This is a genomic window from Pedobacter borealis DSM 19626 (genome assembly GCF_000708285.2).
GTDB classification, from domain to species: domain Bacteria; phylum Bacteroidota; class Bacteroidia; order Sphingobacteriales; family Sphingobacteriaceae; genus Pedobacter; species Pedobacter borealis.
Window position 1 is genome coordinate 1 of record NZ_JAUG01000073.1, and the last position, 25,402, is coordinate 25,402.

Below are 25,402 nucleotides of genomic sequence, written 5' to 3' on the forward strand. Positions count from 1 at the left end.
ATTTTCAGCAAATAATTATCGAACTCAGGTTAAATGGTATTTCGATGTACTCTAAAGCATTGTTACATCGTAAATAATCACTTTTTTTTGTTGCTTTCTATCTGCAAAACCCAATCATTTCGCCTGTTTAAGTAATGTGAGTTCGGTTTAAGCAGAAGTTCTGCACTATTTGTTCCAAACTTAATGTTAAGCATAGTTTTTCTAGGGAAGAATGCATAAGCTGACTTAAAGAGAAACCGCCAGCAGCATACGCATTGGCATACCAGCTGATAACACCCGATTTCCAGGGGGGGGCTGGCCAGCTGCTTCAAACGATTTCTGATAGATGAGCTGATTTTCCTATCGGGTTTAGTACCTCCACATCTTCGAACCGGCTTTTTTTAAAATATTGGGGCAGATGAAAATTGGGATCAGCGTTATGAATTTCGCTCCAGGCCAGGTAATGAGGCTCTGGTAAATCATCACCGCACTTGAAAAAATTGAGATAGCAGTCCATCCCTTCAAAATCTTCTATTACATGAAATTCAAATACTGTGGCCGGAATGGCTATGGTGAGTTCCCATTCAAATAACTGGTCGTTGTGGTTAAATTTCACCTCAGTCCGGGTACTGATTAGGGCCAGTAACTGTGGATCGAGAAAATGCCTACCTATTTTACTGGCACCATACTGTCCCAGCACGGTACCTGTGCAATTAAACTCCAGGTTATAGTAATCCGGAACGTCACCAAAACCGATAAAAAATTCTACACAACTATCTTTATACACGGGTTCGTTAATCTGGCTATAAAGGGCGGCTATATGTTTTTCTCTTACATAATACTTTAGAAAAATCCTGTCACGACTATGCCCGATGGCAAAACGTACCAAGGGAGGTTCTGCCACATCCCGCCAAAGCGAATACCGGACGGCCTCTTTATTAAGCGCATCCAAACTTTTGCCAATTAAAGAAAGTTCCTCAATCCCGGGTGTATAGGCTATTAAAGGGATGATTAGGTTATCTGTTATGCTCACCTTGCGTATAGTTATTTACCAAATTTCTGTCTTTCAGGTTGAACGCGCTGTCTGGCAGTTTGCACCTGGTTAATCTGCTTAAGCCTATTAAAGGCAAACCTGATTAACAATACCATCATGGCATAAAAGAATGCTAAGCTTGGTTCATTATCGAATGTGTTGTTCAGGAAAAGAAATGCCGATCCACCGATCCCGCACATCAAAAAAAGAATAAAATTTCTCATATATACACTTGGTTTAAATTTGGTTTTATGCTAACTTTTAACGGACTACTATTGTCAAAACTACATAACAAACAGGTTATTAAAGGGGCAGAGATAGGTTTAAATAGGGGGAAGAATTATGTAAACCGCAACAATTATAGCTTATTTGTACTCTTTTAGCAAGTATTTATCTAGTTTCTCCTGAAATGTTTGTTTTGTCATAAATAGGGAACCCCAAAAGTTTTTGTCTAACTTCTGGGGTTCATTTCAATGATGATCAGCCTCTTTTTTCTGTAATTCGGATACCTGAGGAAGTCCATTTTCGTACATGGGGTGTTCATAGGATCACTTTGATTCATGATACGGCCAGCTTTAACTTTAATACTTAATAATCACTTTTTTGAAGGTTTCTTTACCATTTTGGATAACTACATAATAAGTACCTGTTGGCAGGCTTTCAACCGGTACCAACTGCGGCAAACTGTTAAAATGCACATCGCGCACTTTTGTACCCAAAACATTGTAAATGCGGATGTTCGCATTATTCTCCAGCCTGGTTACGGTAATATTCAGGTTGTCGCGAACCGGGTTAGGATACAGTTTAACATTCGATATGTCGGCCATTTCTTTTGAGCCGCTAGCAACTGTGTTACCATTGGTTCCATCTTTTGCCGAATTATTACAAGAACCAAGTTTATCGCCGTGGTCTAAATGCTCCTGAACAGCAGACGGTGCCACGCAGATTACATTATCATTATGACAGATCTTTACTTTATCGTTGTTGTTGCCACACCTTACATCAAGTATACCGATGGTAATGGAAGCGGTAGTTTGACAGCCGCCAGCGTAAGTTACGGTAAGGGTATAAGTACCCGCCTGCGATATCGAAATGGATGGTGTTTGCTCACCAGTGTTCCAGCTGCAGCTATAATTCTCACTACCTTGTACCATCGCGGTTAGGGTAAGCGATGAAGGACCATAGCCTAAGTAGAGCGTATTTTTATTATCAACGGCAGCATTCATGGCATACACATCAGGAATAGTTACCGCTATCGGCGGACAAACCACAGTCGTATTCACTACTGTAGAGGTGGTAACCGTACCATGGTCATCGGTAGCTTTTGCAGTCAGCGCATAAGTACCAGCGCTAACATTATTCCAATTAAAGCTGTAAGGGCTCACGGTGCTTTCCCCCAGTTTGTTAGTGCCTTCAAAAAACTCTATTTTGGCAATGGTACCATCGGTATCTGCCGCATTAACGGTAATTAAAATATTTGCAGGTGCATTATTGTTTGCACCGGCTACCGGCGAGGTAATGGCTACCGTTGGTGCAGCATTTACTGTAATATTTACTACAGCCGAAGTGCTAGCCGCGCCACTGTTGTCGATAGCTTTTGCAGTTAATGCATGCTTACCAGCTACTACATTTGTCCAGTCAAAGACATATGGAGCTGTTGTCGACTCGCCTATCTTAGTCTCTCCATGGAAGAATTCAACCTTGACGATTGTACCATCAGCATCTGCTGCATCTGCAGCAATGTTAATGTTTGCGGGGGCATTATAGCCGGCAGCAGCTATTGGCGAGGTAATGGCAATAGTTGGTAGGGCATTTACATTAACCTTAACCGAGTCAGAGGTAGTAACCATTCCGCTGTCATCGGTAGCTTTTGCCCTTAAAGTATACGAACCGGCTGCAACGTTTGCCCAGTCGAAATTGTAAGGTGCTGCTGTTGCTTCGCCCAATTTGTTAGTTCCCTGAAAAAATTCAACTTTGCTCACGCTCCCATCGGAATCGGATGCGTTCGCTGAAAGGGTTATAGTTGCCGGGGCATTAAAGTTTGCATTTGCAACAGGTGAAGTAAATGACACTATTGGCGGTTTTGCGGCTACCAACTTTAGCTCAACGGGAAATCCATCGGCAAGCTTGAAGCTGATTGTTGTGGTAGTATCGGTTGCTGAGGCAACATTGGCATCTGGATTGGCCTGCGATACATTCCACTTACCGTTTAAAGTTAAGGTAATTACCTTTGGTGTAGAAGGTGCAGCACCCATATCAGGATTACAAACTGAAAGCACAATTTCTGAAGAGTTTTCATTTAAACCTTTATACAACACCAGGCAAGGCATATCGTTTGCTTTAACCAATCCATCGTTAATTGCTGCATTAGCAGCAGGTAAAGCATATGCCCATGTTTTTGAAGCTTTATGTTCAATGATTTGCTGATTAACGGTATTCTGATAAACAACATATGGCTTGTTTTGAACCGATTGCATTTGTTGCGCAAATGCTGTCATTTGAGTGGTGTTTGCAGCGGGAATACAAACAAACTCGTACGAATTGTTTACTGGTGCAGTTCCATGGTCCAGATAGGCAAGATGATAATTGTTACCAGTATTACCAGCAATGGTAGCCTCCGATGGAGCGACCTGCGTTTCATAGGGTGTAATTTGGTTGGAATTCCTGATTTTTAAGGTTCCAGAGTTGGGTAAAACGTAGTAACCCGTGTTGTAATTATCAATAATCCAGTTAGCTGAAGTTCCTGCGAATGATTCCGTATTCTGGTTGGTTTTTGCCTCACCATTTACCCAAACATCAGCGGTATTGTTATTAAGCCTTTGGAACAAGGTAGTTACGGTGGGATTTACAGCATCATTGTTTTTAATACCGCTTCCCAAACAGACTATAATATCATCTATTGCAAAATAAGCTTTGGTAAATTCAAAAGTTCCATTATGGGTATTGGTTCCAAAGCTAGCTCCCCATCCTAAATCTGTACGCTCTTTAAATTTCATACCAAACAATCCCGATTGCCCGAAAGTTTTAGACAAAACTGATTTATTGGCCTGATTTAATGCTAAGGAACCCGCAAAACCATAGGTGTTTTTTTCTTCAATACTTTCTTTTTCGCCATGCAGCTTACTCCAGGGCAATACTATCGTGGTGGTACCAGGATTGTAATTCCAGTCCCAGCCAAACATGTCGTATCCGGTTCCCGTTGCGGCATTGCCGGGATACACAATTTCTAAAGATCCATAGCCCTGGTATCTTCCAAATCTATTTTCGGCAGCATAAATTTCAGCACCCCATAACTGATTGGATTGTCCCCTCATCGAGGCAACCCAATTGTTTTTTCTATATATCCCAAAATTCCCATAGTTAAACTGGATGTAACCTTCTTCAAATGGGGTTATTGTGCTGTTGTTAAATTGGCTGTTTACTCCATATTTTCTATTGTAAATTCCAGCTAAAACCGGATCGGCACCACTTAACCCTAAAATCTTACCCCCTGATATCGCAATATTTGATAAGGTTCCCTGCGATAGTGTAGTATTCCTGATTGTCGGATTTCTTCCGATCATCGAGTAAGGAATTACACCAGCATCATTGGAATAAATGGTTTGTGCATAAATTGCATCTCTAAATCTGAGATATGAGGATTGGTCAATCTGAAAACCAGTCCCTTCTAAAGATTTTATAACATTGGCAACTGTACTAAAAGCATACATATAACCATCGTAACTGTTATTGTGATGGTACGATAAACCATCTTTCTTCAGACCTTCTGCGGTATTACCACTGTAGGTCAAGAAACGGTCGAGATATCTTTTAACCGTTTTTAAATAGCGTATTTTCTCATCATCCGTCTTAAACCAATCGGCATAAGCAAACAAAATATCTAAATGCAAATACATTATATCTGTACTTACGGCTCCATTAGTGAGCGTGGTATTAAAGTCGTAATTAGCATCAAAAAAATGCCTGAACAAACTTGTCTCATTATAAAGCGTATTACCAAATAAAGCTTTCACATTATCGGGAAGGTAATTGTTTAGAAAGATTACTGTACGGGCAAATGTTGGATAATTATAAAATGTTAAATTACTATTGGTCTTCGGACTACAATTCAGGCTTGATAAATACCAAACGGCTTTCACCGCCTTATTACTTATACTGGTATCAGCTGGGTTAAATTTCAAACGCTGTGCAAAGGTTTTTAAGAAACCGATTTGATTGGTAGAAGTTATGGCATTACCACTTATGTTAGTTCCTACAACTGTAATATTCAAAGCATTATATTGGGTGACGGCATTGTTTAATGCAGTTGCTGAGGGAGCTGTTGTTCCCAATAATTGATTTGACAAATTGGTACGAATGGTGTTTAAATCGTTAAGTTCAGCCGTAGCAGCAGTTGTAAGCGGCAGATCAAAATTAAATACCGGTCTGCATAATCTCCGCATGTTGATAAATTGTCCGTTTACCTTTAAATAGTCAATAGCGATTTGACGGACCGGGTTTAAATCATCAGCCCTAACAAATCGTATAGCAATCTGATCGCCAGCACTCGCAGCGGTAAAAGTATAAGATAAGGTACCTGAAGCTGGAACTGTGGCAGTACCCAACACCGTAATATTTGCTGTTTGCGCCAGAATAATATTATCGGTTACATTATAGATCTGTATTTTGAAAGTTAGATAGGAAGTACTGGCCTGATAATATTTTGCCTCAAGATCAATTTGTTCTCCGGTAAGCGGGCTTCCTGTCAGTAAACATTGTAAACCTTGTAAAGCGGGTGTATTTGCAGTTCCCTTTAACAGCATTGCGCCGTCATTTGCGCCATCGCCATTATCGGCATCGGTAGTAACTACGGTTGGCGGTGTAGTGTTTTCAATTTTTGACCAATTAACGTAATCAACATCAGCAGTCGTAATTTGAGCGCTGATGCTGTTTGCAAAAAGGAAGGTCAGGCAAACAAGCAGACTATAATGCCTGCAGTATTTCTGCCAGCCAGAAATTGAACTGCAAAATAGGTTCTGTAGTGATGTGAAGTAAAATTTTTTCATATATGTTATTTTGGTTAGAAAATCTCATTGAGGGTTAAACTGCAAGCCTAAGTTATCTTCTGGCAAAAGCCAAGAAAATAAAGTAATACGATTCACCTGAAAATCTATCAGGCAATCATATTATTGTCTTATCGTCAACGGCCACATCCTTGCACTGATAGTGTAGATGAGTAAATACCAGGGCCGCAGCTTTTCTTTAAGAGGAATCTGAATTGCATGGTGACCGTAGTTACTGGCAGAAGCTCCGCTTGTTGCCCTCATCACCAACGCGCTCAGCCCAACCAGCGGATTAGCCCTGCCTGGTCAGCTACCATACCTTCAACCCCAAGGTTTTGAGAGAAGGCATTTAAGGCACTGGCCATGCGCATCAAAAAAACAGATCTTCCCATAACTATAATAGTTTAAATTTGGTTAACCATAATACTAACCGTGTATTACTGTACTCAAACTTACATAGTAAGTAGCCATCTATGGGGGTAATGATTGCCTTAAATAGGGGTAAAAATCAACTAAAAGCGTATTATAGCAGCATTTTTTCCTTATTCACTAAAAAAGTAAACAAGGTGATGCAATAATTCTACAGGTAAAATTTTAGTGCTAAAGCAATAATTGAATTTTTAGAGTACGGGTTGCCTATTTGCTCTTTCAAAATCTGCTCACTACAGCATTTAACAGTAACATTTTCTTTTATAAGTTAATTTCTTGCGCTCGTTTTACCCCATGAAGTATTGGGTTTGGCTCCTAACCATAACTCCAATACACCTCCTTTTGCAAAATCGGCATGAGAAAAAGTAAAGGCATTGTGTTTTTTTCCATTCAGGGAAGCTTTTTGGATATAGTAATTCTCTTTAGCATTGTTATTGGTTTTAATAATGAATTCCTTTCCTGGATAGTAATTAGGATTGAGCTTAATGGTCACTTCATCAAATACCGGACTTGTAATATCATATACCGGATCGATTGAACAAGTTCCGTTAATATTAAATAAGCCGATAGCCATTAAGGCACTAACACCCCCCATTTGCCCCTGATCTTCGTCATGCCCGCCATATCCTTTATCTGGGGTAACTCCGCCATAGGCTTGCTCACTTACTTTTCGTACCCAATACTGGCTCAAATCCGGGCGGCCTGCATAGTTAAAGACATGTGCGTTCGAACAACCCGGTTGATTGGCATAACTTACATATCCTGCCCCGTATCCAAATACGAAGTCCTGACTTTGTGCTTTTTCGAATGCAAAGTTCAACTTTTTGCATAGCGTATCCGCTCCTCCCATCAATTTTGCCAATTGATCAATTCCATGAGAAACAGACCATGTTGCCTGCCAGGCATTGGCCTCAACCCAACCTTTTCCGCTCAAAGGGTCTCGATGTACCCACTCTCCTTCTTTATTTTTCGGAAAGATCAGTTTTTGCGCAGGGTCGAAAAGTTTTGTCCAACCCTGAGAACGGTTGAAGAAATAATTATAATCGCTCATATTCCCCATTTTTTTTGCCATCTGTGCCAAAGCCCAATCCTGAAAAGCTATTTCAAGTGTAATTCCGGCATTTGATGGATAATATCCGTTCTTGATGTAAAAATCCATTTCTTTATCACCCCCCATCATTCCTCCTATTTCGTGATTTTGTTTCATCATTTGAAAAGCTGTCAACGGACTTTTCTTAGTTAAAATACCTTTCTGATAGGCAGAGGTGATCAAATTTGTTGCTGGGCAACCCGTCATAATATAGGAATAGCCTCCTGCATTCGGGCCTCTTGGAAGTAACCTGCCATTTTCGGCATATTGCACCAAACATGCAGAAAAGTCATCGGCTACTTCTGGCCAGGCTAATCCCCATAACACATTCAAATTCCACTGCGTTAACCAAAATGCATCAGAATTGTACATATGAAACTTCACTTTACCATCCTCATTTTTTGGTAACGTTCGTACTTTAAAATTCAAATTCACCGTAGCATTTCCTACTCGTTGCCCCTCTGTATTATCAGGATAATCACCCGATACATCATCCAGTTTATGACGACCGAGCAAGGCATGCCACAGGTCTGTGTATAATTTTGTTTTTTGATTAGCACTACCGCCTTTTACAGCAATCCGCCCTAACATTTCGTTCCACTCCTTTTGAGAATTTTCACGAAGTGTATCAAAACTCCAATGGTTGCTTTCTGATGTTAAATTCTTCCGTGCATTTTCAATACTTGTATAAGAAACCGCAACTTTTAACTGAATAGATTCTCCAGCTTTTACATTATACTGAGCGGATACTCCAGTAGTAGCCGCATCAAAATAGCTCATTCCCTTATTTCGAGCTGTTTTTTCCGGACTACCTTTCAATGTTCCTATATCTGATAATTCATGCTTTCCATCCCAGCTGTTCAGTTTTGCGAACGGTTTTTCGAAGTCTATTGCAAAATAAATACGAACGTTTTCTGGTCCTCCCCACAACCTTCCAGTGGTATTCACAGAACCTTCTATACGGGTATTGCTTATTTTTTCTACCTGGGCATCTGTCATTGTAGTTTCGCCCAAATAGCCACCCAGGTTCACTAAAATATTGGTTAGCTCATTTTTTGTATACGTATAACGATAAAAACTTACCCTGTCGCCCGCCGTTTGCTCTACCCACATATCGTAATCATCGAGATATAGACGATGATAACCTGGCTGAACGATTTCACTTTCATGAGAAAACTTTGATTTCCAGCCTTGCTCTCCTTTATTGGGGTCAATTGTACCAGTTGTAGGCATCAGCGTAATCCCAGAAAGCATCCAGCAATGAATTTGAGGAAATCCCAGTATTTCTGTTGAATTGTAGTTATACCCGCCACCAAATTGGTTTTTATTACGGGTTAATGGTGCCGCACTGATCATCCCAAAGGGCTGGCTTCCCGTTACAAAGTAAAAATAACGCCCTCTAGTGGTCTCAATATAGGGATCAACCCAAGAAACCGGGTCGGCACACTGTACTTTCGAAGGAAAAACCTCAATCTCCGACAAGCCCAAATGAGCTCCATCGCCATCCGTTGTTTCAAAACGTACCCAACTGATTGTTCGCTCGGTAAAATCAATTACCCTCGGTGCACCATTATTCGCCAATGCAAAAACAGGTATCCTGGTTCCGTCGCTAAAAATTAAAATACCCCCACCAGTATGTGCAGACAGTGTTGCCCGATCATACAGAATAATTTTATTTATGGCCTGTGGTCTTTCCCAATCCAATTGTATCCAGGGATAATCAATACCTCCCCAAAATACCACCTCGCTTTTTGATGCCCATTCACCAACACCGTCGGTCCTAATAATTCCATCAATAACATTAGTTGCCCTGTTCTTTGTATCAAGTTCGGAGGAAGCGGTCACTTTTGCCTTGCTCGCAATACTCCCCGGCCCTGCATACATTGATAGGGTACAAAGCATCAGTAAACAAAATGTACCAATCTGTATTTTTTTCATAACGGTATTTTCTTGAGTCATTACATCAAAATAAAACTCACCGGTGCATATGCATTCAGTGAAAAAGTAAATTTATTGTTAGAAATAGTAAATTGTTTCCCTGTTACCTCACCTCGAAGGTTAACTGTGATTGCTTTAGTATAAACTGTTCCTTTAGGTAATGTAACCGTGACATTTCCTGAAACACCTCCTTGCTCCCACAAACGCAGCAGGGTTGACTTTGAATTGGTTTTATCTGATGCAAAAACAGGATTATCAGGACTATCATGGCGAAAGGCAGTAACCTGTACCCCCTTTCTTGAAATAGAAACCCCGGCTTGTTCAATAGGAAGATTACCTGCCTTACCTTCGGCTTCAGCGATCAATAAAGGAGTACGGGCCTCGAGAGAGGGTGTAACCAAGCCCGATTCTACCGTACTGTTTTTATCAAACGTCCAAATTCTAACTTTTGAACTCCAAGTCCCAGGATACCAATAACGATAATTTGTATTCCATTGATTATTGTAAAGATTAAGATAGATAACCGGTCTTTTAGGCACAAAATCTAATGAAAACTGCCAAATCCCTGGTCTGTCCAAACTCACAAGGGAATGATCGAAAGGCGAAAAAGCAATACCGGATCCATCTTTATCAGTCATCGTAACTCCGGTTCCCACAGCATATATATCTTTATCAGATCCTTCTATAATATCTTTGGAAGGATCCATCATCCCCAAAGAACGGCCTACCGTAAATTTAGGCGAATTGACTTTAAACGGAAAACAGAACCAGTCTGCTTCTGGCCAATTATCTTTTGCTTTGTCCTTGATGGTCATTTCCATATCTAAAAATGGCCTGTCATTTTGTAAGGTTACCCGCAACGAAGAAGCAGGAAAATGATTCGCTGTATCTGCTGGCATGTCAATCATTGCTATTTGCTGATAGCCATCTCGAGTAATTTTTAAGTTGCCATTTTTGGATAATGCCGCCCGGTATGGAACCTCTTTTTCAGAAATCATTCCCGGCTTGTACAAGCCAGGATGCTTCCACACCCCTTTTGTATTGAAAATATCCACTGCTCGCCCCTGTTGATAGTCAACAACATACTTTTCGGTTTGTTCTAAAGTAAAACGCTCATTCATATACTGACCAAGGCCTTGTTCAGCCTTACTATCAACCCATTCTCTTCCGGTGCGTTTGTCAATCAATGAGGAAACAATACCACGGGCAGGATCAAATTTAATTGCAAAGTACTTGTTTTCTATCGAATTGCTACTTGAGCTTGTTGAAGTGTTTTCTACCAAATCCTTTTCACTAAAGGTTTTATAACCACTAGCTGGGATATCCTTAGCATAGAGAAATTGGTGTCTGTCCCCTAATTCCACCCATTCAGATCTGCTATATGGTAGCGGATTATACACTACAAAACGTTTGCCTTCTAGATTTACACTTTTAGCAAGAGCAGTTAGATTGTTCGCCAACAGTGGTTTTATAATATTCTCGGTTGCGCGGACATAATCGGTCTTGTCTTCCCACGATGCTTCCAGATTTTTATACTTTTCGGGTGACAGTGCTTTAAATGCTTTCCCATACTTATCGATGGATGCCGAACCACCCCAGGTATGTTCGGCATAAAGCAAAACATTTTCATAGGCTTTCGAAATATCCTTGGTGATATCCGCAACCGCTATATTCCAATTTTTGAGTTGCGTATTTAGCCCTTCCAGCGCCGGAATAAATGGGTTAATATTTCGGGAGATTTTCATTCCACCAGGGTCGCTCATATTGCCATGTATCCATGTATCAGGGGCTTCGGCTTTGATGACAGGCAATTTAGGATTTGTAGGTAAAATGGCATCCGCAAAATCTTCTAAACGTCCAACCCTTATCTTTACTCCCGGCATCTTTTTGGCCGCTTCATCAAATAATGCTTTTACCTCGTTGGCCTTAGGAGGACCAGAATTGTCCATGGTAACAAAAATAGCAGGCCATACTTTATAAGGCCAGTCAGCAGGAGGAATCAAGTTCCTACCAACTCCCTTATCGCCAATAGACCATTGTACAGGCCAACCTAACCCTGTTGTTGTTCCGTAATCAGGTGTATAATATGTCAAAATACGGCTTCCATCGGGGCCTTCCCACCAAAAAAGGGGAGGATATTTCACACCACCACTAGGCCAATTGCCGCCTATGTGCATAAATTTTACGCCTCCTTTTGCCAGTCCGGTAGCCAAAACGCCTGCCTGAGAAGGCACATCGGTCATTTTTGCGCCTCGGGGTAACGGTAGACCGTATTTTCTGGAAACGAAGGATGAAGGTTCAAAAGCTCTTGCAACATCTTCAGGGAATAGAATTTGCGACTGTACGGAGAAAGGCATCGCGTGGCTTACAAAACGTCCGGATTTAAAAGCTTCTTCCAGTCGCTTACGGCGTTCGGGAGTTTGACCAGGCCAATCTTCGAGTACCTTAGCCATTACCCAGGCGGGTGCCGTCCATGCAAATTGTTGCTCTTTTGGTATATCCTTGGTTTTATCCATTAAATCCAGGGCTTTGTCTATCATATCTGTACGGTAATACTGAACAATATCTTTTACCCGATGGGTATAACCAATATCAAAATGCGTTTTGAATATGACAATGATCTCTTTGATCTTCGGATTTATATAAGTGGCATCCGGTTGCTTACCCTGTCCAAAAACCGTTGTGCTGATAAACAAAAAGAAAATTAATTTTAGCGCTTTCATAATGCTATTTTAGATTGTTACAAGTTTTTCAGTAAGGTTTATAAATGATTCAGGATGACATAATATGTTGTATTGTATAAACATATAACTAAAATAGCATTCTTACAACTCAATTACCTTCTATGAAGGCATATTATGTATCTACATGAAACAATACCAGATATCGTTTCATGGCCGCTGAAGATCTATTTTGAAAAATTTGAATACAATTGCCAAAACATGTCCATATAAATTAACTTATGTGCAAAAATGCTTAACATTGCGAATAATATTTAGATAATGAAGTACGCTATAGATCATAATAGCCTGATCCCATTACATGCTCAGGCAGAAATGCTGCTGAGAAAACTGACCGAGGAGGAAGAATACAAAAATGGAAAAACCCTGCCCAATGAAATTGAACTGGCGAAAATGCTTGCAATTTCACGAAGCACACTCAGACAGGCAATAGGTAAACTGGTGTTTGAAGGGATTTTGATACGAAAAAAAAGAATAGGCACCAAAGTTGCAAATTCTGTTGTTAGCTCCAAATCAAATAACTGGTTAAGCTTTTCACAGGAAATGGCGTTAAGGGGAATTCCCATCAGGAATTTTGAACTTCACATTACCTGGACTAACCCGGATGAAACGATAGCCAACTTTTTCGACATCAAAACCGATCAGAAAGTATTAAAAATGGAAAAGGTCCGCGGAAGGCCGGAAGAACCTTTTGTGTATTTCGCATCTTATTTTCATCCCCGCATCGGGTTAACGGGCGATGAGGACTTTAAAGCTCCCCTTTATGAAATGCTGGAAAAAGATCACCTGATAGTTGCTACGCTTTCTAAAGAGGAGATCAGTGCGAGATCTGCTGATGCATTTATTTCTCAAAAGTTAAAAGTAGCTATTGGTAGCCCTATTCTTTCCCGTAAAAGATTTGTATTTGATCAGGGAGGAAGGCCCATTGAATATAATATAGGTCATTATAAGGCCGATAGTTTTGTTTATACCACAGAAAGCTCACGATAACAAACTGAGATAATCCGCTTAAAAACATAGAGCGGATTCACTGTTAAACCCGCTCTATATAATCTTTGTACCATTAGCCTAAATCCAGGCAATTATCAGTTTAAATTGCTTTACCTTCGATATTCTTTTTAGAGCTCCTGCTGCCAGGGTTAAGCGCAAGAATTATTGGTGCTCTACCAGTTTGCTTAACTCGGTACCGGCAAGCAAAAATGCACCTACCCCATAAACGGCAGTCATGTTTTCGGTGACTTTCTGTGGATCGGCACCAACAGGCTGCACCCATCCCAGTTTACCGTTTGGAAACACCGATTTCACCATTGATTGCCATCCCTTTTCAACTATCGGTTGATATTTTGCTTTATTCAGATAACCATGATTGATACCCCAGGCCAAAGCGTAGGTATAAAAACCCGTACAGCTCATTTCAGGGTTTGGGTAACTGTCCGGATCCAATAAACTGGCATGCCAAAAGCCTTTTTCATCCTGTAGACCAGCTATTTTTTCTGCCATTTCCACAAATAACCTTTCGTAGAACTTCCTGTTTTTGAAATTGGACGGAAGCTCCTGGATAATGATGGGCAATCCTGCTAAGACCCAACCGTTTCCCCGTCCCCAAAATACCGGCTGACCGTTTTTTTCTTTCTTATCGAAAAAGGAATCGTCCCTGAAAAACAAATCATTTTCCTTGCTGTAGAGATACCTATAAGTAAAACGGTACTCCTTGTCCATAAATTTAAGGTATTCTTTCTTTCCCGTAATATTGGCCATTTTTGCCCATACTGTTGGCCCCATAAACAGGGCATCACACCAGCTCCAACGCTCAGTACAGTAATTACCCGGTTCGAAAGTATGTTTCAGGTTCCGTTTTGAAGGATGTTTTAAAATGAAATCGAAATAACGTTCCATTGGACTGTACATCTTTTTATCTTTAAAAACACGGAACATCTCGGCATACATCATGCCTACTGCGTAATCATCTGCGTGGTAACGCAGGCTGGGGTCCGCTTCCAGTTTTTGTGTCCATTTTAATTTCGCACCTACCGATTTAAGCCAATTGAAACATGTTGTATCATTTGTTGATTTCGCATATTCAACCATCCCGGCATAAAGTGCACCAAATGTCCAATCGGCAGTTTCCTTTCCTTCAGTTTCCTTCATCTGCCAATGCGCAACGCGGTTCATTATGTCATTAATAGCCTGTTTTGTTAAGTCTGCGGAAGGTTGTTTGATTTCGCCGTTAATCGCCTGTGGATGTAAAAACCAGCACCAGGCATTATTGTTTAAATGGTTCGTACTGAAATCGTGTGGTTTGCGGGCAAATGCATTTGTTACCGTGAGCAAAGCAAAAATTATTAGAATATTTTTTTTCGTCAGCATTTAATTGTTTTTAAGTATTTTTTATTTTTTTCTCAACGATCAGCGTCAGCTTTTCCATTCTTTTGATTACCGCCCCGTTCATGATTTGGCGTAGATCGATCGTGATCACATTCTTTTCATCCTTTCCCATGTTCGATCAGCATTTGGGCAGAAAGCGGACTATTTTGCCTGTACAGCTATTGTTAGCTGACGATCAGATATCAGTTCGCCATTTTTCCATTCATGTGCTTTATCGATCGAGTTTAACACCAGCATGTCTGTGAAACGCGAACGGTCGACCAGTTTTGCAATCTTATATGAAATGACCGATGGTCTGTCCAGTTCAAAAAGCATATTATCTATGGAAGCAGCTTTTGCACTGAGTGAATATTCTAAACCGCTAGCCGCTTTGGCTACAAAAGACTTATCCCCGATTCTGAGATTTCTTTTACCCGTTTCGTACACCCAGTTGGGATTATTTAAAATGCCAAAACTCAATGTCTCAATAGCACTTGTATTACACGGCTTTACTGCAGTAAGCACTTCCTTTATTGTAAGGCTTCCATTGGCATTTGTTTCACAGCTAATATCACTTTGGATCAGATCACCGTGGCGCAGTACCATTTTTACCGAAAAACCATTTTTGTTCGGCTTCACCTCTATTTGCTTTAAAGTAACTGCCAATGTAGAATCTTTATCTTTCGAATTTTTTACAACTACTCTGCCTATGCCATTTCTCTGGTCTGGAGAAATAACATGGTCTTTAGCCATTGGCATCATCTGTATCATAATCATTTCGCCCCACGAAACTGTCTGAATGGATTTACTATCCCGATGTAGAATTATTTTTCCATCCTGAAGATAATTTATCCCGGCGACAGGAGTCGTTTCAACCAGCTCTTTTTTTGCAAAATGCAGAACAAGCCACGCCTGTGTCAGCCAATATCCCAGATGTGGCTGTGAAGATGGAAAAAAATTCTCTCCAGGTGCATAAATCGCTCCATCTAGATTCCGGGCCTGCATTTTTTCTGCAGTGGCAATCCCATCATGCAGGTGGTACAATGCCTCAGGGTCGTTAAAACGGGCCACAGCAGTTGCATGACAAGTTATCCAGTCTGCATTTCTGAAAAGTGCCCAGTCCTGACCATTGGGGTAGCAATAACCACCATCAGGTAACAAAAATCTTTTCTGCATATCGTAAACATGATTAAGATTGTACAAAAATGCTTCATATGTTTTTCGTCCGGTCAAAAGGAAATCCAGATCATTGCCAGCATTCATAATCCAGGCGCCCATATAATCGGGGTGAACAATATCATGGTTCTCCAGGCTGAAATCATTGTAAATATTGGCACCTGTAAATTGCTTAGAAATGGGAATATTGTCGACAAGATTTGCCGAAGCAGCATCAGATTGCCGCAAATATGATGAAAGGCTCCACTTTTTCACAGCCGATTCCCATTGCAGTTGGCGCGGATCATCCGGCATCAATAAAATTGCTGCTGAAAGTACCTGGCTATTCCATGCATTTTCTTCAGATTTGCTATCTAATTTGATCTGGTGCGGCGGGACTGTTTTCTCTATTCTATCCGCTTCATGTGCCACGACGCGGCAGACTCCTTTCTTTATATCCACAGGGAGCCCACTCCAGCTCCACCATGCGGCATTGCCCAATGTAGCTGCCCAATGTGCCGATTGCCAGGCATCACCCCATGATTTCCCGTCATCTGTTTTAAGATCACCGGTACGGTGTGTGCGCATCAGATAGCGGAGCAAAGGGATCAGTTCTTTCGACAATAGCAGTTCTCTGGAGGTTCCAACCACTTTTGCATCAAAATCACCAAACCTGTATAGAAATGCCAGGTCGGCAGCAAAAGTAGTATTAGGCCTGATGTGATGTTCTCCTGATCCACTTTTTGTAATCAGTAACATAGACGGATCATTTTTCCATGGATAAAGCAATCCCCGTAAATGATGGGCCTGTCCTTCAATTAATCTGTATATCCGTTCCTGTTCTTTTCTATATAGTTTGCTATCAGGAAGCTTGATGCTCATTGCACTTTGAACATTTTCATTTACCCCGCCATTCTGCTGTATATTCTGGCTTTGTACGTGAGATATGGAGATAAAACCTAAAAAGATCATGAGGACAAATAACTTAGTCCCAGATTGGATTTTATCTACAATTATCCTGAAAAAAGTTGTAGGTGTAAACTTGATTTTGTGCATTTTAATAATATTATTGTTTTGTAAAAGTTGAATCATTTATAATATTGATTAGGTCCTTCGAACTGGTTATCTGTAAAAAACAATGAGATTTGTTAAAAACATTTGAGCATTACCATATATCTTCTCCTTTCTATTTTAAACCCTTTTTTGGAAAATTGCAGAATGCAGCATAGCTCAGTTTAGATTACAGGACTTTATATCGTAATAACCCAAATATAATAATTATGTACATACATAACATACATATATTATCAACAAGTCTTCAATACTGGCTGTCGGCAACTTTAAAACGTCCTCCGGGTTTAGGTGATAAATACCGAAATGGCACCAAACCGCATCAATATCCGCATTGCCTTTTTAACTTGATAATAAAGGTATACAGCCATAAACTATGGAAACAGCGTCGTTCAGGAAACTCGCAGATGTACTCACTCTGGCTATTGAGATCGAAGCTATCTTGATCGAAAAAAAGATATCCGGGCCTCTCTGTCCTTGGCCTTCATATTATTGCAGTTTAATATTCAGCAAGATTCAGATTGGTCTATTACCAGGATATGCTTAATTTTGAATAATGACCAATCAAGAAATAAATTATTATAGAATTGAAAAAGCCATTGGTTATTTAACTGAAAATTTCAAGGGGCAGCCCAGCCTGGAAGAAATTGCAGACAAAGTGAACATGAGCCCCTTTCACTTCCAACGAATTTTTACGGATTGGGTAGGCATTAGCCCAAAGAAATTCATACAGCATCTTACTTTAGACTATCTCCGCAATAAGATAAGTGAAACCGAAAACATGATTGATGCAGCCGACCTTGCCGGTTTATCAAGCCAATCAAGGGTGCATGATTTATTTATAAGCATAGAAGGCGTTAGCCCTCAACAATACAAAACATCAGGCAAAGGACTGGAGATTTTCTATGGCTATCATGCCTCACCATTTGGTCTATGCTTTATTGCGGTTTCAGAAAAAGGAATCTGTACATTAAAATTTATTGATGAAGAAAAAAGCAGAAATGAATTTGAATTATTTTCACAGCAATGGCAGTTTGCTTCTTTGATACACAGGCCTGATTACACCCAGGAATACCTCAGGAAAATATTTCAACCAGACAAGACAAATCCAGAAAAACTTAATTTACTGACACAGGGAACTGACTTTCAGATAAAAGTTTGGGAAGCATTACTTAAGATACCGTTTGGCGCTGTAAGCTCATTTCAACAAATTGCTCAAATAATAGAGCAACCAAACGCCACCCGGTCTGTGGCTTCAGCTATTGGGAAAAATTCTATTCTTTATCTGATTCCCTGCCACCGCATTATTTCTAAAAATGGCACGATGGGGAATTATCACTATGGCAAAGTCCGTAAACAAACCATGATCGGATGGGAAATGAGCAAAACTCAACCTTAGCAGCGACTGGATGAACTCCGCAAGATTCGGATTGCTAAAGCCTGAGAATGAATCTACATTTATGCTTATAAAATTAAATTTATGCAAGCACTTATTGTAATTGATGCCCAAAACGAATTTTCTAAAGATGGTAAAAGACCTGTACCAAACCATTTGGCCGCCATCGATGTAATCAGTAAAAGAGTTGAAGAGGCTAGGCTGGAAAACCGTCCTATTGCCTGGGTAAGGCATTTTAACAAACCTACAGAATCACCTGCCTTTATGCATGGTACATGGGGGAGCGAATATGTTTCTGGATTTGGCCCCAAGGAAGGATTCGGCATTGAGGCAGAATTTAAAAAAAATGTTTATGGTGCCTTCACAGGAACCGATATTGGAGCGTGGCTGAAAAGAATTGGCACGGGTGAGGTATTGATTGTTGGTTTTTATACGCACGGTTGTGTTGCCACAACTGCCCGGGAAGCTATTATGGCTGACCTTGATGTTTCACTTGACCCTGATGCGACAGGTGCCTGCGATATAGCCAATGAAATACTTGGAACACTTTCGGCAGATGAAGTTCGCCGTTCTGCTTTATTGCACCTGTCAAGCATGGGTGCCTCAATAACCCCATTGTAACATCTTTTTGAAGATGATAAATAAAATATAAAATGAAACGAAGGGAATTATTAAAATATACGGCATCAGCTATTTCATTAACTGCTTTGCCTGTCATATTAAAATCACAGCAGAATGATAGAGAAAATAAATCACTGCAAAACCACGATGTTATGAAAATACAACGGCTTGCCTGGGCAGGAATTAAGATTGAGCTCGGTGAAACAACTTTATATATTGATGCTACTTCTTATGACGAACAAAAGGACATGAAATTAACTGCCGAAACTGAATACAGGCATGCCCTTATCACGCATCACCATCCTGACCATTATGACCCTGCTGCACTTAAAACAGTTTTTGATAAAAGGAGCCGTTTATATTGTTATGAGGATGTATCGCCCTGGCTGGACACAAGAGATTTTCGAATCCAGCCTGTAAAATTACATCAGCCAATAGATGCTTCGAGATGGACGGGAGATTTGGTGGCCATACCTGTGCCTGCGGTAGATGGTTTTGGTCATCCTCAGGTATCCTGGGTAGTACAGGGAGGTGGAAAAAAAATAATTCATTGCGGGGATACATTATGGCATGGCTACTGGCGGGATATTGCAATTGCATACGGACCTTTTGATATTGCTTTTATGCCTATAAATGCGGCTCGTTTAACGCAGGGAAAAGTGGAAGATACCGGGATACCTGCGGTGATGAACCCCGAGCAGGCTGTTGTAGCTTCAAAGCTTTTAAATGCAAAATCGGTTTGTCCGATACATTACGGTCGTCCTTCAGAAAATTATTTTGAAACGCCTGATCCTGAAAAAAATTTTTTACGCTTCGCAAAGGAAAGAAATGCTAAACCACTTTTATTGAATGAGGGAGAATATATAATTTTATCTTAATCGTTAGCTCGCCCCCTAGCTGTCCCATAGTTTTTATCGCGAAAATGATTTAAAAACGCTTAAACTCAGTTGTAGTTGGATTGGGACCAGGCCGTAACTTTTAATGTTAAGTGAATAAGGTATCGACATTATCTGTGCTTCTTCTGTAGCAGTTCTTTTCTGACATTTTATTACAAATGCACTAATTTCCAGGTCTTTCATTGAGAGGTGTCATATAGACACCTCTTAATGAAAGGGTTTCAGATTACCTAAAATCAATTTCTCATTATCAAACTGACCGATTACCCATCAAGAATTTCTGGATGGCTATTACTACCAAACGAATATTAACCTCAACTGAATGCCTATCTCCGCTATCCCTAGATAAACGAGGCAAGCAGAAAAAATCTCTTCATCTTTTGTTATTGGGCTATAATTTATCCTGAGGAATTACCGTCTTTATACCTGTAAAGTACCTGACTATAACACCTTTATTATTTTCGCCGTTCCTATTGTTTTATTGCTTCCTAATATTTTAACCAGATATAAACCTGTACTCAATCCAGAAACATTTAGCTCAACACTATTATCAACAAGATTTTGGTGCAATAACAGACGGCCAAATATATCGAACAGCCGTGCCTCCGTCGGACCACTATATCCTTTAAGATTAATATGCAGCCTTTCGACTACAGGATTGGGATACGCCTGTACCACAACATTTTTGTTCTCAGATATTAAATTTTTATTTTCCAATTCAATACTGCTGATCTTATCTGACGCGGCTAATGACATTAGCAAATTTTGCCCCCCAGCTCCCGGTGATAACAGAAGTTGTGGACGAAGCGATGCATTGATGTTCTCCTTTGAATTGAAAGATACATCGGAGGCAGAATTGCTGACAGTTGAAACGATGCGAAGTGATAATATCCTATCTCCCGAAAACTCTGTCAATGCCTGGCTGGTGATGTTCCATTCAGCCCATCCTGAGCTTTGGCCATTGATCGTTGCCAACAAGGTACTGGATGCAGGCTTGTTGTTCCAAGTAATTCCTGTTTCTGACCAGGCATCTGTCGGCACATAATATACCTGCCAAGTAGTAGCTGCTACGCTGGTACCAGCTGAAGCAATATTCAATCGCAACGTCGCACTGTCAAAATTGGTAACATTGTTCAGGTCGAATTTCAGATATACTTCTCTGTTATACGAAGTGCCATCTTTTTTTACCGTTAATGTAGTGGCTGTTCCAAAATTGGAAGCAGCATAGCTACCATCTCTTACATAAGCATCTGCCATTGAGGAAACCACTTTATTAACTTTTAAAAGTTGGTCTACTGCCGGTGCGGCTTCATAAATGTCATTACCTGCTTGTGACGCGGTAATGGTACTGGTTCCTTCCCCAACAATGGTTACCGTACTACCACTTATTGTAGCTACAGCAGTATTTGAACTGGTATAACCAACAGCGAGACCAGATGAGGCAGTTGCTGTTAAATTAAATGCCGGATCGCCCATGTTTTTTGTTGGCATTGCATTAAAGGTAATGGTTTGTGGGGTTAAAACACGAGCCAATGTAATTTCTACTGGCAACCCATCCACGGTTGTGAATTGAATTGTAGTTTCTCCATTTGCCGTACCTGTTATGTTAGCATTAGCATTGGGCTGGGAAATTTGCCAGTTTGTTCCTTTTATGGTAATGTTTATCTGTTTGCTTATAGATGGAGTATATTCTCTATAAGCAAATCCCAAATCAGGATTATTTACTGCTATTTTAAGGGTTTTCTGTACCGAATCATATTGCGACATTGTTAAACAAGGATAGTCAGCACCAGTTAATAATCCCGTATTGTTTATTCCTGAAAGGGCAGCAAAAAAAGCATATCCAAAAATAGGGCTTCCATTTGTTGGTTTATATTCCACGATGTGGGCAACATTATCTTTACGATGTACGGTATAAGGTTTGGTGCCAGCACTTATTTGGCTGTCTAAATTAGTCATGTCTGTGGTGGTGGCCTGAGGCATGCAAATGTATTCGTAGCCTTGATTTGATGGAGCAGTTCCATGATCGATATAACCTATGGCATAGTTTCCTATCGGATTATTGGCAACATTTTGGCTGGCTATTGGAATTGCGTGCTGTGGTGTTTGTTGATCGGCTCTTGTCAGTTTGATCGTACCACTTCCAGCAAATACATAAAAGCCGGTACCGAAATTATCTACTAGCCAGTGGTTATTATTATTTGTATAGCTGTTGCTGTAAGTACTTGTTTGCAATAAATTACCGTCTACATTTACCTGGTCTTTACCTGTTATTGCTTTACGTTGATACAAGGTTGTTAGTGTAGTATTTGTTGCATCATTGTTGCCAATATTGGAACCAAGGCAAATCAACATATTGTCGAACGTAAAAACAGATTTCTTGAAAATAAATGTTGAATTATGGTTTTCTGAAGAATAGGTTGTTCCCCATCCTCTGCCTGTTGCTTCCTGAAAATCCATGGCAAACATACCATAAGTACCATGAATCGCTTTTAGGTAATTACTGTTTTTATTTACAAAACTTAAAGAACCTGCAAACTTTTTCTGTTGTCTTTCATCCAGATTGCTTTTTTCGGCATGAAGCTTATCCCATGGAAGTCGGATAACCGTAGTTCCCGGATTGTAATTCCAATTCCAGGTGGTAAAGTCAAATCCATTTCCAGTTGGGGCATCTCCAGGATAAACGATATTAATAGCGCCATAACTTTGATAACGGCCGAAACGGTTGGCATCTGGATAAGTTTCTGTGCCAAACATATTGTCATTGAATCCTTTACATACCACCAGCCAATTGTTTTTACGATAAATGCCCGCCATACTATGATTGAACTGGAAATAACCTTCGTTGTAAGGTGCTATAGTGTTGTCACCAAATGCTGCATAAGTACCCCATAAACGCGTGTAAATGTTAGCCATAACCGGATCTGAGGCCCCTGTACCTAAGATACTTCCTCCAGTCACTGCCATACTACGGAAATCGTATCTGCTAATGGTAGTAGCTACTTCTTCGGGTTTTCTTCCTGTCATGGTCAAGAATCTCGTAGTTGCATCATTGGTAAACATCAATTGTGTCATAAGTGCATCTCTAAAACGAAGATACCCTGCACTGCTTATCTCAAAGGAAGTTTGCCGTAAACATGAAAAAATACTCGTTGCATAGCTTAAATCATACATATATGATGGATAGGCTGCCCAGTGATGAAATCCTGAACCGTCTGGTTTTAAACCGTCCTTGGTACCTTCCGAATAGGCGGCAAATGCTTCCATTTCACGCTTGAAAGCAGTCATATAACGATAACGTTCATCGGCAGCGTCAATCCATTTTACATAGGCCATGGTAACAACTCCTGAGTTTCCAACATGGTCTACATTAATGCCAGAAACTGTAGGATTCCATATATAGTCGAAATTATTCTGTTGATACAGTACATTTTCGAACAAGCTTTTTACATACGAGTTGTCTTTAATGCTGGGTATTAGTATTGCTGGTTTTGCAAAATCTCTATAAGAGTATTGATTATAGTCTAAAGCCAATGTTCCTTTACATACGAGATCTGATACCAACCACACCGTGTTAAGGGCTTTGGTATAGGTGTCAGTATCCTCGGGATGAAATTTGAGTTGTTGGGCAAAAGTTTTTAGAAACGTCGTTTGACCATAGCTGGTAATATTTCCAGTGATATTATATCCGTTTACCACAATATTAAGTGCATTATAACTAGTGACCGCCGCAGCAAGTGCTGTAGTGGTTGGTTCGGTTGTGCCTAAATAAGAGTCAGAAAAACGCTGATATATGGTTTCTATCTCTGCTTCTATCGTTGCATTTGATGTCACTAAAGGTAAATCTGGATTTGGCGTGTAAGAGCAGGCTGGTGTTGGTGGTGGAGATGTTAATACCTGATACTGTACTTTTCCGGCAGGGTAGCTAACAGAAGCGGTATAGCCACTCGGATTTTGAATGGTTCCAAAGCTTCCTGTAATAGTTCCTCCAGTAGTTTTTGCAAAATCAAATGTTGTTCCAGCTGGAGCTAAATATGAATTAGTTGTGCTAGTCTTAAAAATTGTCGAGGTTCCTATTGTAATATTTCCAGTTACTGATAATTGATCATACTCAGTGCCGGGCGTTGTAGCTCCTTTGGCTTGCACACGCATAGTACCGTTGTTATTCAATGCAAAATTACCGTTTACCTGTAAAATTCTCGTACCATTATCTCCAGTGGCAGTGCCAAAAGTTAATGCATTTACCGTAAGATTTCCATTGACAGTAACTGTTGTTTGTGCTGCAGTAACATTGTAAGCATTATCAATATTAAAACCATTAAGCACTGCCGCTGTAGGATCAAAATTAATTACACTTGCACTTGTTGAAGTACCTGTACTTCCGGAAAGTGTAAGGGTTGAAGAGGCGTTACCTTTGATTAAATTGCTAGCAGATCCTTGTTTAATGGCAGATACCTGTAGGTTGTACCCCGCAAGGTCAAGTGTAGAGGCTACGTTGTATAGAATTGGATCGTATAACTTGCAATTTCCGGATAATGTATGGTTCGTTTTAAGTAATAGACCGAAAGTAAGATTTTGTGGGATGCTGCCAGTTCCGGGAGACTGAATTAAGTTAATCGTTTTTGCTGTACCCCCTAAGTAGATCCCCCTATTGCTACTGTAGTCGTGTATGCCTGTGGTGCCAACAACGTCTCCATTGGTGTTAAAAAAATTACTTCCTGAGGCTGCTTGTAACGTTTTTATAATGCCATTCCAGGTAAGAATACCATTAATGTTAAATGTACTGGCAGAAGCATTATTGTTATGGATAATTTTCCCTCCAGTATTAATAGTTAAGGCTCCAATACTCATTCCTGAGGTAATGGTGGCTATACCTCCATTCAAAATAATAAGGTTATCAGTTGCAACTATAGTGGCTGTAGTTAAACCGGTAAGTCCATCCGGATTGGTGGTCCAGTTGGCGTTAACTGCACCGCTATTCCCCGCTAAGGTAGCAGTGGGCGAGGCGGTATAGTAATCTGTAGCAAGAAGTTTGCCCGAAAAGCTACAAATTACCAGCAGTAATAGAAAAGTAGTTTTTAGTCTCATACATTTTGGTTTATTGGTTAGAAAATAAGGATGATTAGGAGGCTACTCGATAGTATTGATCTGTGTTCTTTAGGTTTTTGTTTGTCTATTGGTTAGTTTGGTTAGTTCATAAAGGAAAGCTGTGCCAAGTAGCTTATTTGCTCAAGCCTGTGCAATCCTGTTATATCAAATATTGGATTTCTATTTCAATACAAAAGGGCATGAATCGGTTAGATTGAGGGTGAAGATCAACTTACTTGTGTATTAAAGCCCCGTTGTTCTATCCTTGCCGCAGCAGAAGCTCTTTTTCTGATCACTGGGATATTGGAAATAATATCTTTCAGGATTATGCTTTAAATTAAACCGAAGTGTGCATAGTGCTTAAATCATTCCTGTTTTATGAAGACACCAGTAACCTGAGTTCGATTATTAAATCTCATTTTGTGGCGTTTTAATCAAGTTTTCTGTTAAGACGGTCGTCACCCTGAATTTATTTCAGGGTCTTTCACGCTAAAAAGATGCTGAAATAAATTCAGCAGGACGATAAAGCGGGATTAGGCGTAAATAAGATATAATTTTC

The 25,402-nt window shown here is 40.2% G+C and carries 12 protein-coding genes; 4 read left to right on the plus strand and 8 right to left on the minus strand.

All coding sequences use genetic code 11. From position 1 onward, the window contains the following. Nucleotides 1-307: 307 nt before the first annotated feature. The 5 genes from AW17_RS17180 to AW17_RS17200 form a co-directional block, all read right to left on the minus strand. A complete protein-coding gene (locus AW17_RS17180) occupies nucleotides 308-1,012 on the minus strand; it encodes a carbohydrate-binding family 9-like protein (RefSeq protein ID WP_051691920.1) in 705 nt (234 codons plus the stop codon). A gap of 11 nt (nucleotides 1,013-1,023) precedes the next feature. Then, on the minus strand, nucleotides 1,024-1,236 hold the full coding sequence (locus AW17_RS17185; protein ID WP_029278508.1) for a hypothetical protein: 213 nt from the start codon (nucleotides 1,234-1,236) through the stop codon (nucleotides 1,024-1,026). Nucleotides 1,237-1,593: 357 nt separating this feature from the next. Further along, on the minus strand, nucleotides 1,594-6,057 hold the full coding sequence (locus AW17_RS17190) for an Ig-like domain-containing protein (protein WP_029278510.1): 4,464 nt from the start codon (nucleotides 6,055-6,057) through the stop codon (nucleotides 1,594-1,596). 694 nt (nucleotides 6,058-6,751) lie between these two features. Further along, nucleotides 6,752-9,511 carry a GH92 family glycosyl hydrolase gene (locus AW17_RS17195; protein ID WP_029278512.1) on the minus strand — a complete coding sequence of 920 codons (2,760 nt, stop codon included), beginning with the start codon at nucleotides 9,509-9,511 and terminating at the stop codon, nucleotides 6,752-6,754. Between the two features lie 20 nt (nucleotides 9,512-9,531). Next, a complete protein-coding gene (locus AW17_RS17200) occupies nucleotides 9,532-12,234 on the minus strand; it encodes a glycoside hydrolase family 38 N-terminal domain-containing protein (protein WP_029278514.1) in 2,703 nt (900 codons plus the stop codon). A gap of 279 nt (nucleotides 12,235-12,513) precedes the next feature. On the opposite strand from AW17_RS17200, the gene AW17_RS17205 reads away from it, so the two are divergent. Beyond that, a complete protein-coding gene (locus AW17_RS17205; protein ID WP_029278516.1) occupies nucleotides 12,514-13,242 on the plus strand; it encodes a GntR family transcriptional regulator in 729 nt (242 codons plus the stop codon). Nucleotides 13,243-13,404: 162 nt separating this feature from the next. Here the strand turns inward: AW17_RS17205 and AW17_RS17210 are convergent, their stop codons facing one another. Then, a complete protein-coding gene (locus AW17_RS17210) occupies nucleotides 13,405-14,619 on the minus strand; it encodes a glycoside hydrolase family 88/105 protein (RefSeq protein WP_051691921.1) in 1,215 nt (404 codons plus the stop codon). 159 nt (nucleotides 14,620-14,778) lie between these two features. Continuing rightward, a complete protein-coding gene (locus AW17_RS17215) occupies nucleotides 14,779-16,863 on the minus strand; it encodes a hypothetical protein (protein ID WP_157280345.1) in 2,085 nt (694 codons plus the stop codon). Nucleotides 16,864-17,398: 535 nt separating this feature from the next. On the opposite strand from AW17_RS17215, the gene AW17_RS17220 reads away from it, so the two are divergent. From AW17_RS17220 to AW17_RS17230, 3 genes are all read left to right on the plus strand, one after another. After that, complete coding sequence (locus AW17_RS17220) at nucleotides 17,399-18,241, plus strand: bifunctional helix-turn-helix domain-containing protein/methylated-DNA--[protein]-cysteine S-methyltransferase (protein WP_029278521.1); 843 nt, start codon at nucleotides 17,399-17,401, stop codon at nucleotides 18,239-18,241. Between the two features lie 81 nt (nucleotides 18,242-18,322). Next, nucleotides 18,323-18,859, plus strand: coding sequence for a cysteine hydrolase family protein (locus tag AW17_RS17225; protein ID WP_029278523.1), 537 nt, complete (start codon nucleotides 18,323-18,325; stop codon nucleotides 18,857-18,859). A gap of 32 nt (nucleotides 18,860-18,891) precedes the next feature. Next, entirely contained in the window at nucleotides 18,892-19,737 is an 846-nt protein-coding gene (locus AW17_RS17230) for an MBL fold metallo-hydrolase (RefSeq protein ID WP_051691922.1), read from the plus strand. 459 nt (nucleotides 19,738-20,196) lie between these two features. Here AW17_RS17230 and AW17_RS17235 read toward each other — a convergent pair whose 3' ends face one another. Continuing rightward, nucleotides 20,197-24,843 carry a CBM96 family carbohydrate-binding protein gene (locus AW17_RS17235; RefSeq protein ID WP_036670295.1) on the minus strand — a complete coding sequence of 1,549 codons (4,647 nt, stop codon included), beginning with the start codon at nucleotides 24,841-24,843 and terminating at the stop codon, nucleotides 20,197-20,199. Nucleotides 24,844-25,402: the final 559 nt, after the last annotated feature.

Coding starts and splice junctions, on each gene's coding strand:
- AW17_RS17185 (WP_029278508.1), bottom strand. CDS start 1,236: ATGAGAAATTTTATTCTTTTTTTGATGTGCGGGATCGGTGGATCGGCA.
- AW17_RS17190 (WP_029278510.1), bottom strand. CDS start 6,057: ATGAAAAAATTTTACTTCACATCACTACAGAACCTATTTTGCAGTTCA.
- AW17_RS17195 (WP_029278512.1), bottom strand. CDS start 9,511: ATGAAAAAAATACAGATTGGTACATTTTGTTTACTGATGCTTTGTACC.
- AW17_RS17200 (WP_029278514.1), bottom strand. CDS start 12,234: ATGAAAGCGCTAAAATTAATTTTCTTTTTGTTTATCAGCACAACGGTT.
- AW17_RS17205 (WP_029278516.1), top strand. CDS start 12,514: ATGAAGTACGCTATAGATCATAATAGCCTGATCCCATTACATGCTCAG.
- AW17_RS17210 (WP_051691921.1), bottom strand. CDS start 14,619: ATGCTGACGAAAAAAAATATTCTAATAATTTTTGCTTTGCTCACGGTA.
- AW17_RS17215 (WP_157280345.1), bottom strand. CDS start 16,863: ATGATTCAACTTTTACAAAACAATAATATTATTAAAATGCACAAAATC.
- AW17_RS17220 (WP_029278521.1), top strand. CDS start 17,399: ATGACCAATCAAGAAATAAATTATTATAGAATTGAAAAAGCCATTGGT.
- AW17_RS17225 (WP_029278523.1), top strand. CDS start 18,323: ATGCAAGCACTTATTGTAATTGATGCCCAAAACGAATTTTCTAAAGAT.
- AW17_RS17230 (WP_051691922.1), top strand. CDS start 18,892: ATGAAACGAAGGGAATTATTAAAATATACGGCATCAGCTATTTCATTA.
- AW17_RS17235 (WP_036670295.1), bottom strand. CDS start 24,843: ATGAGACTAAAAACTACTTTTCTATTACTGCTGGTAATTTGTAGCTTT.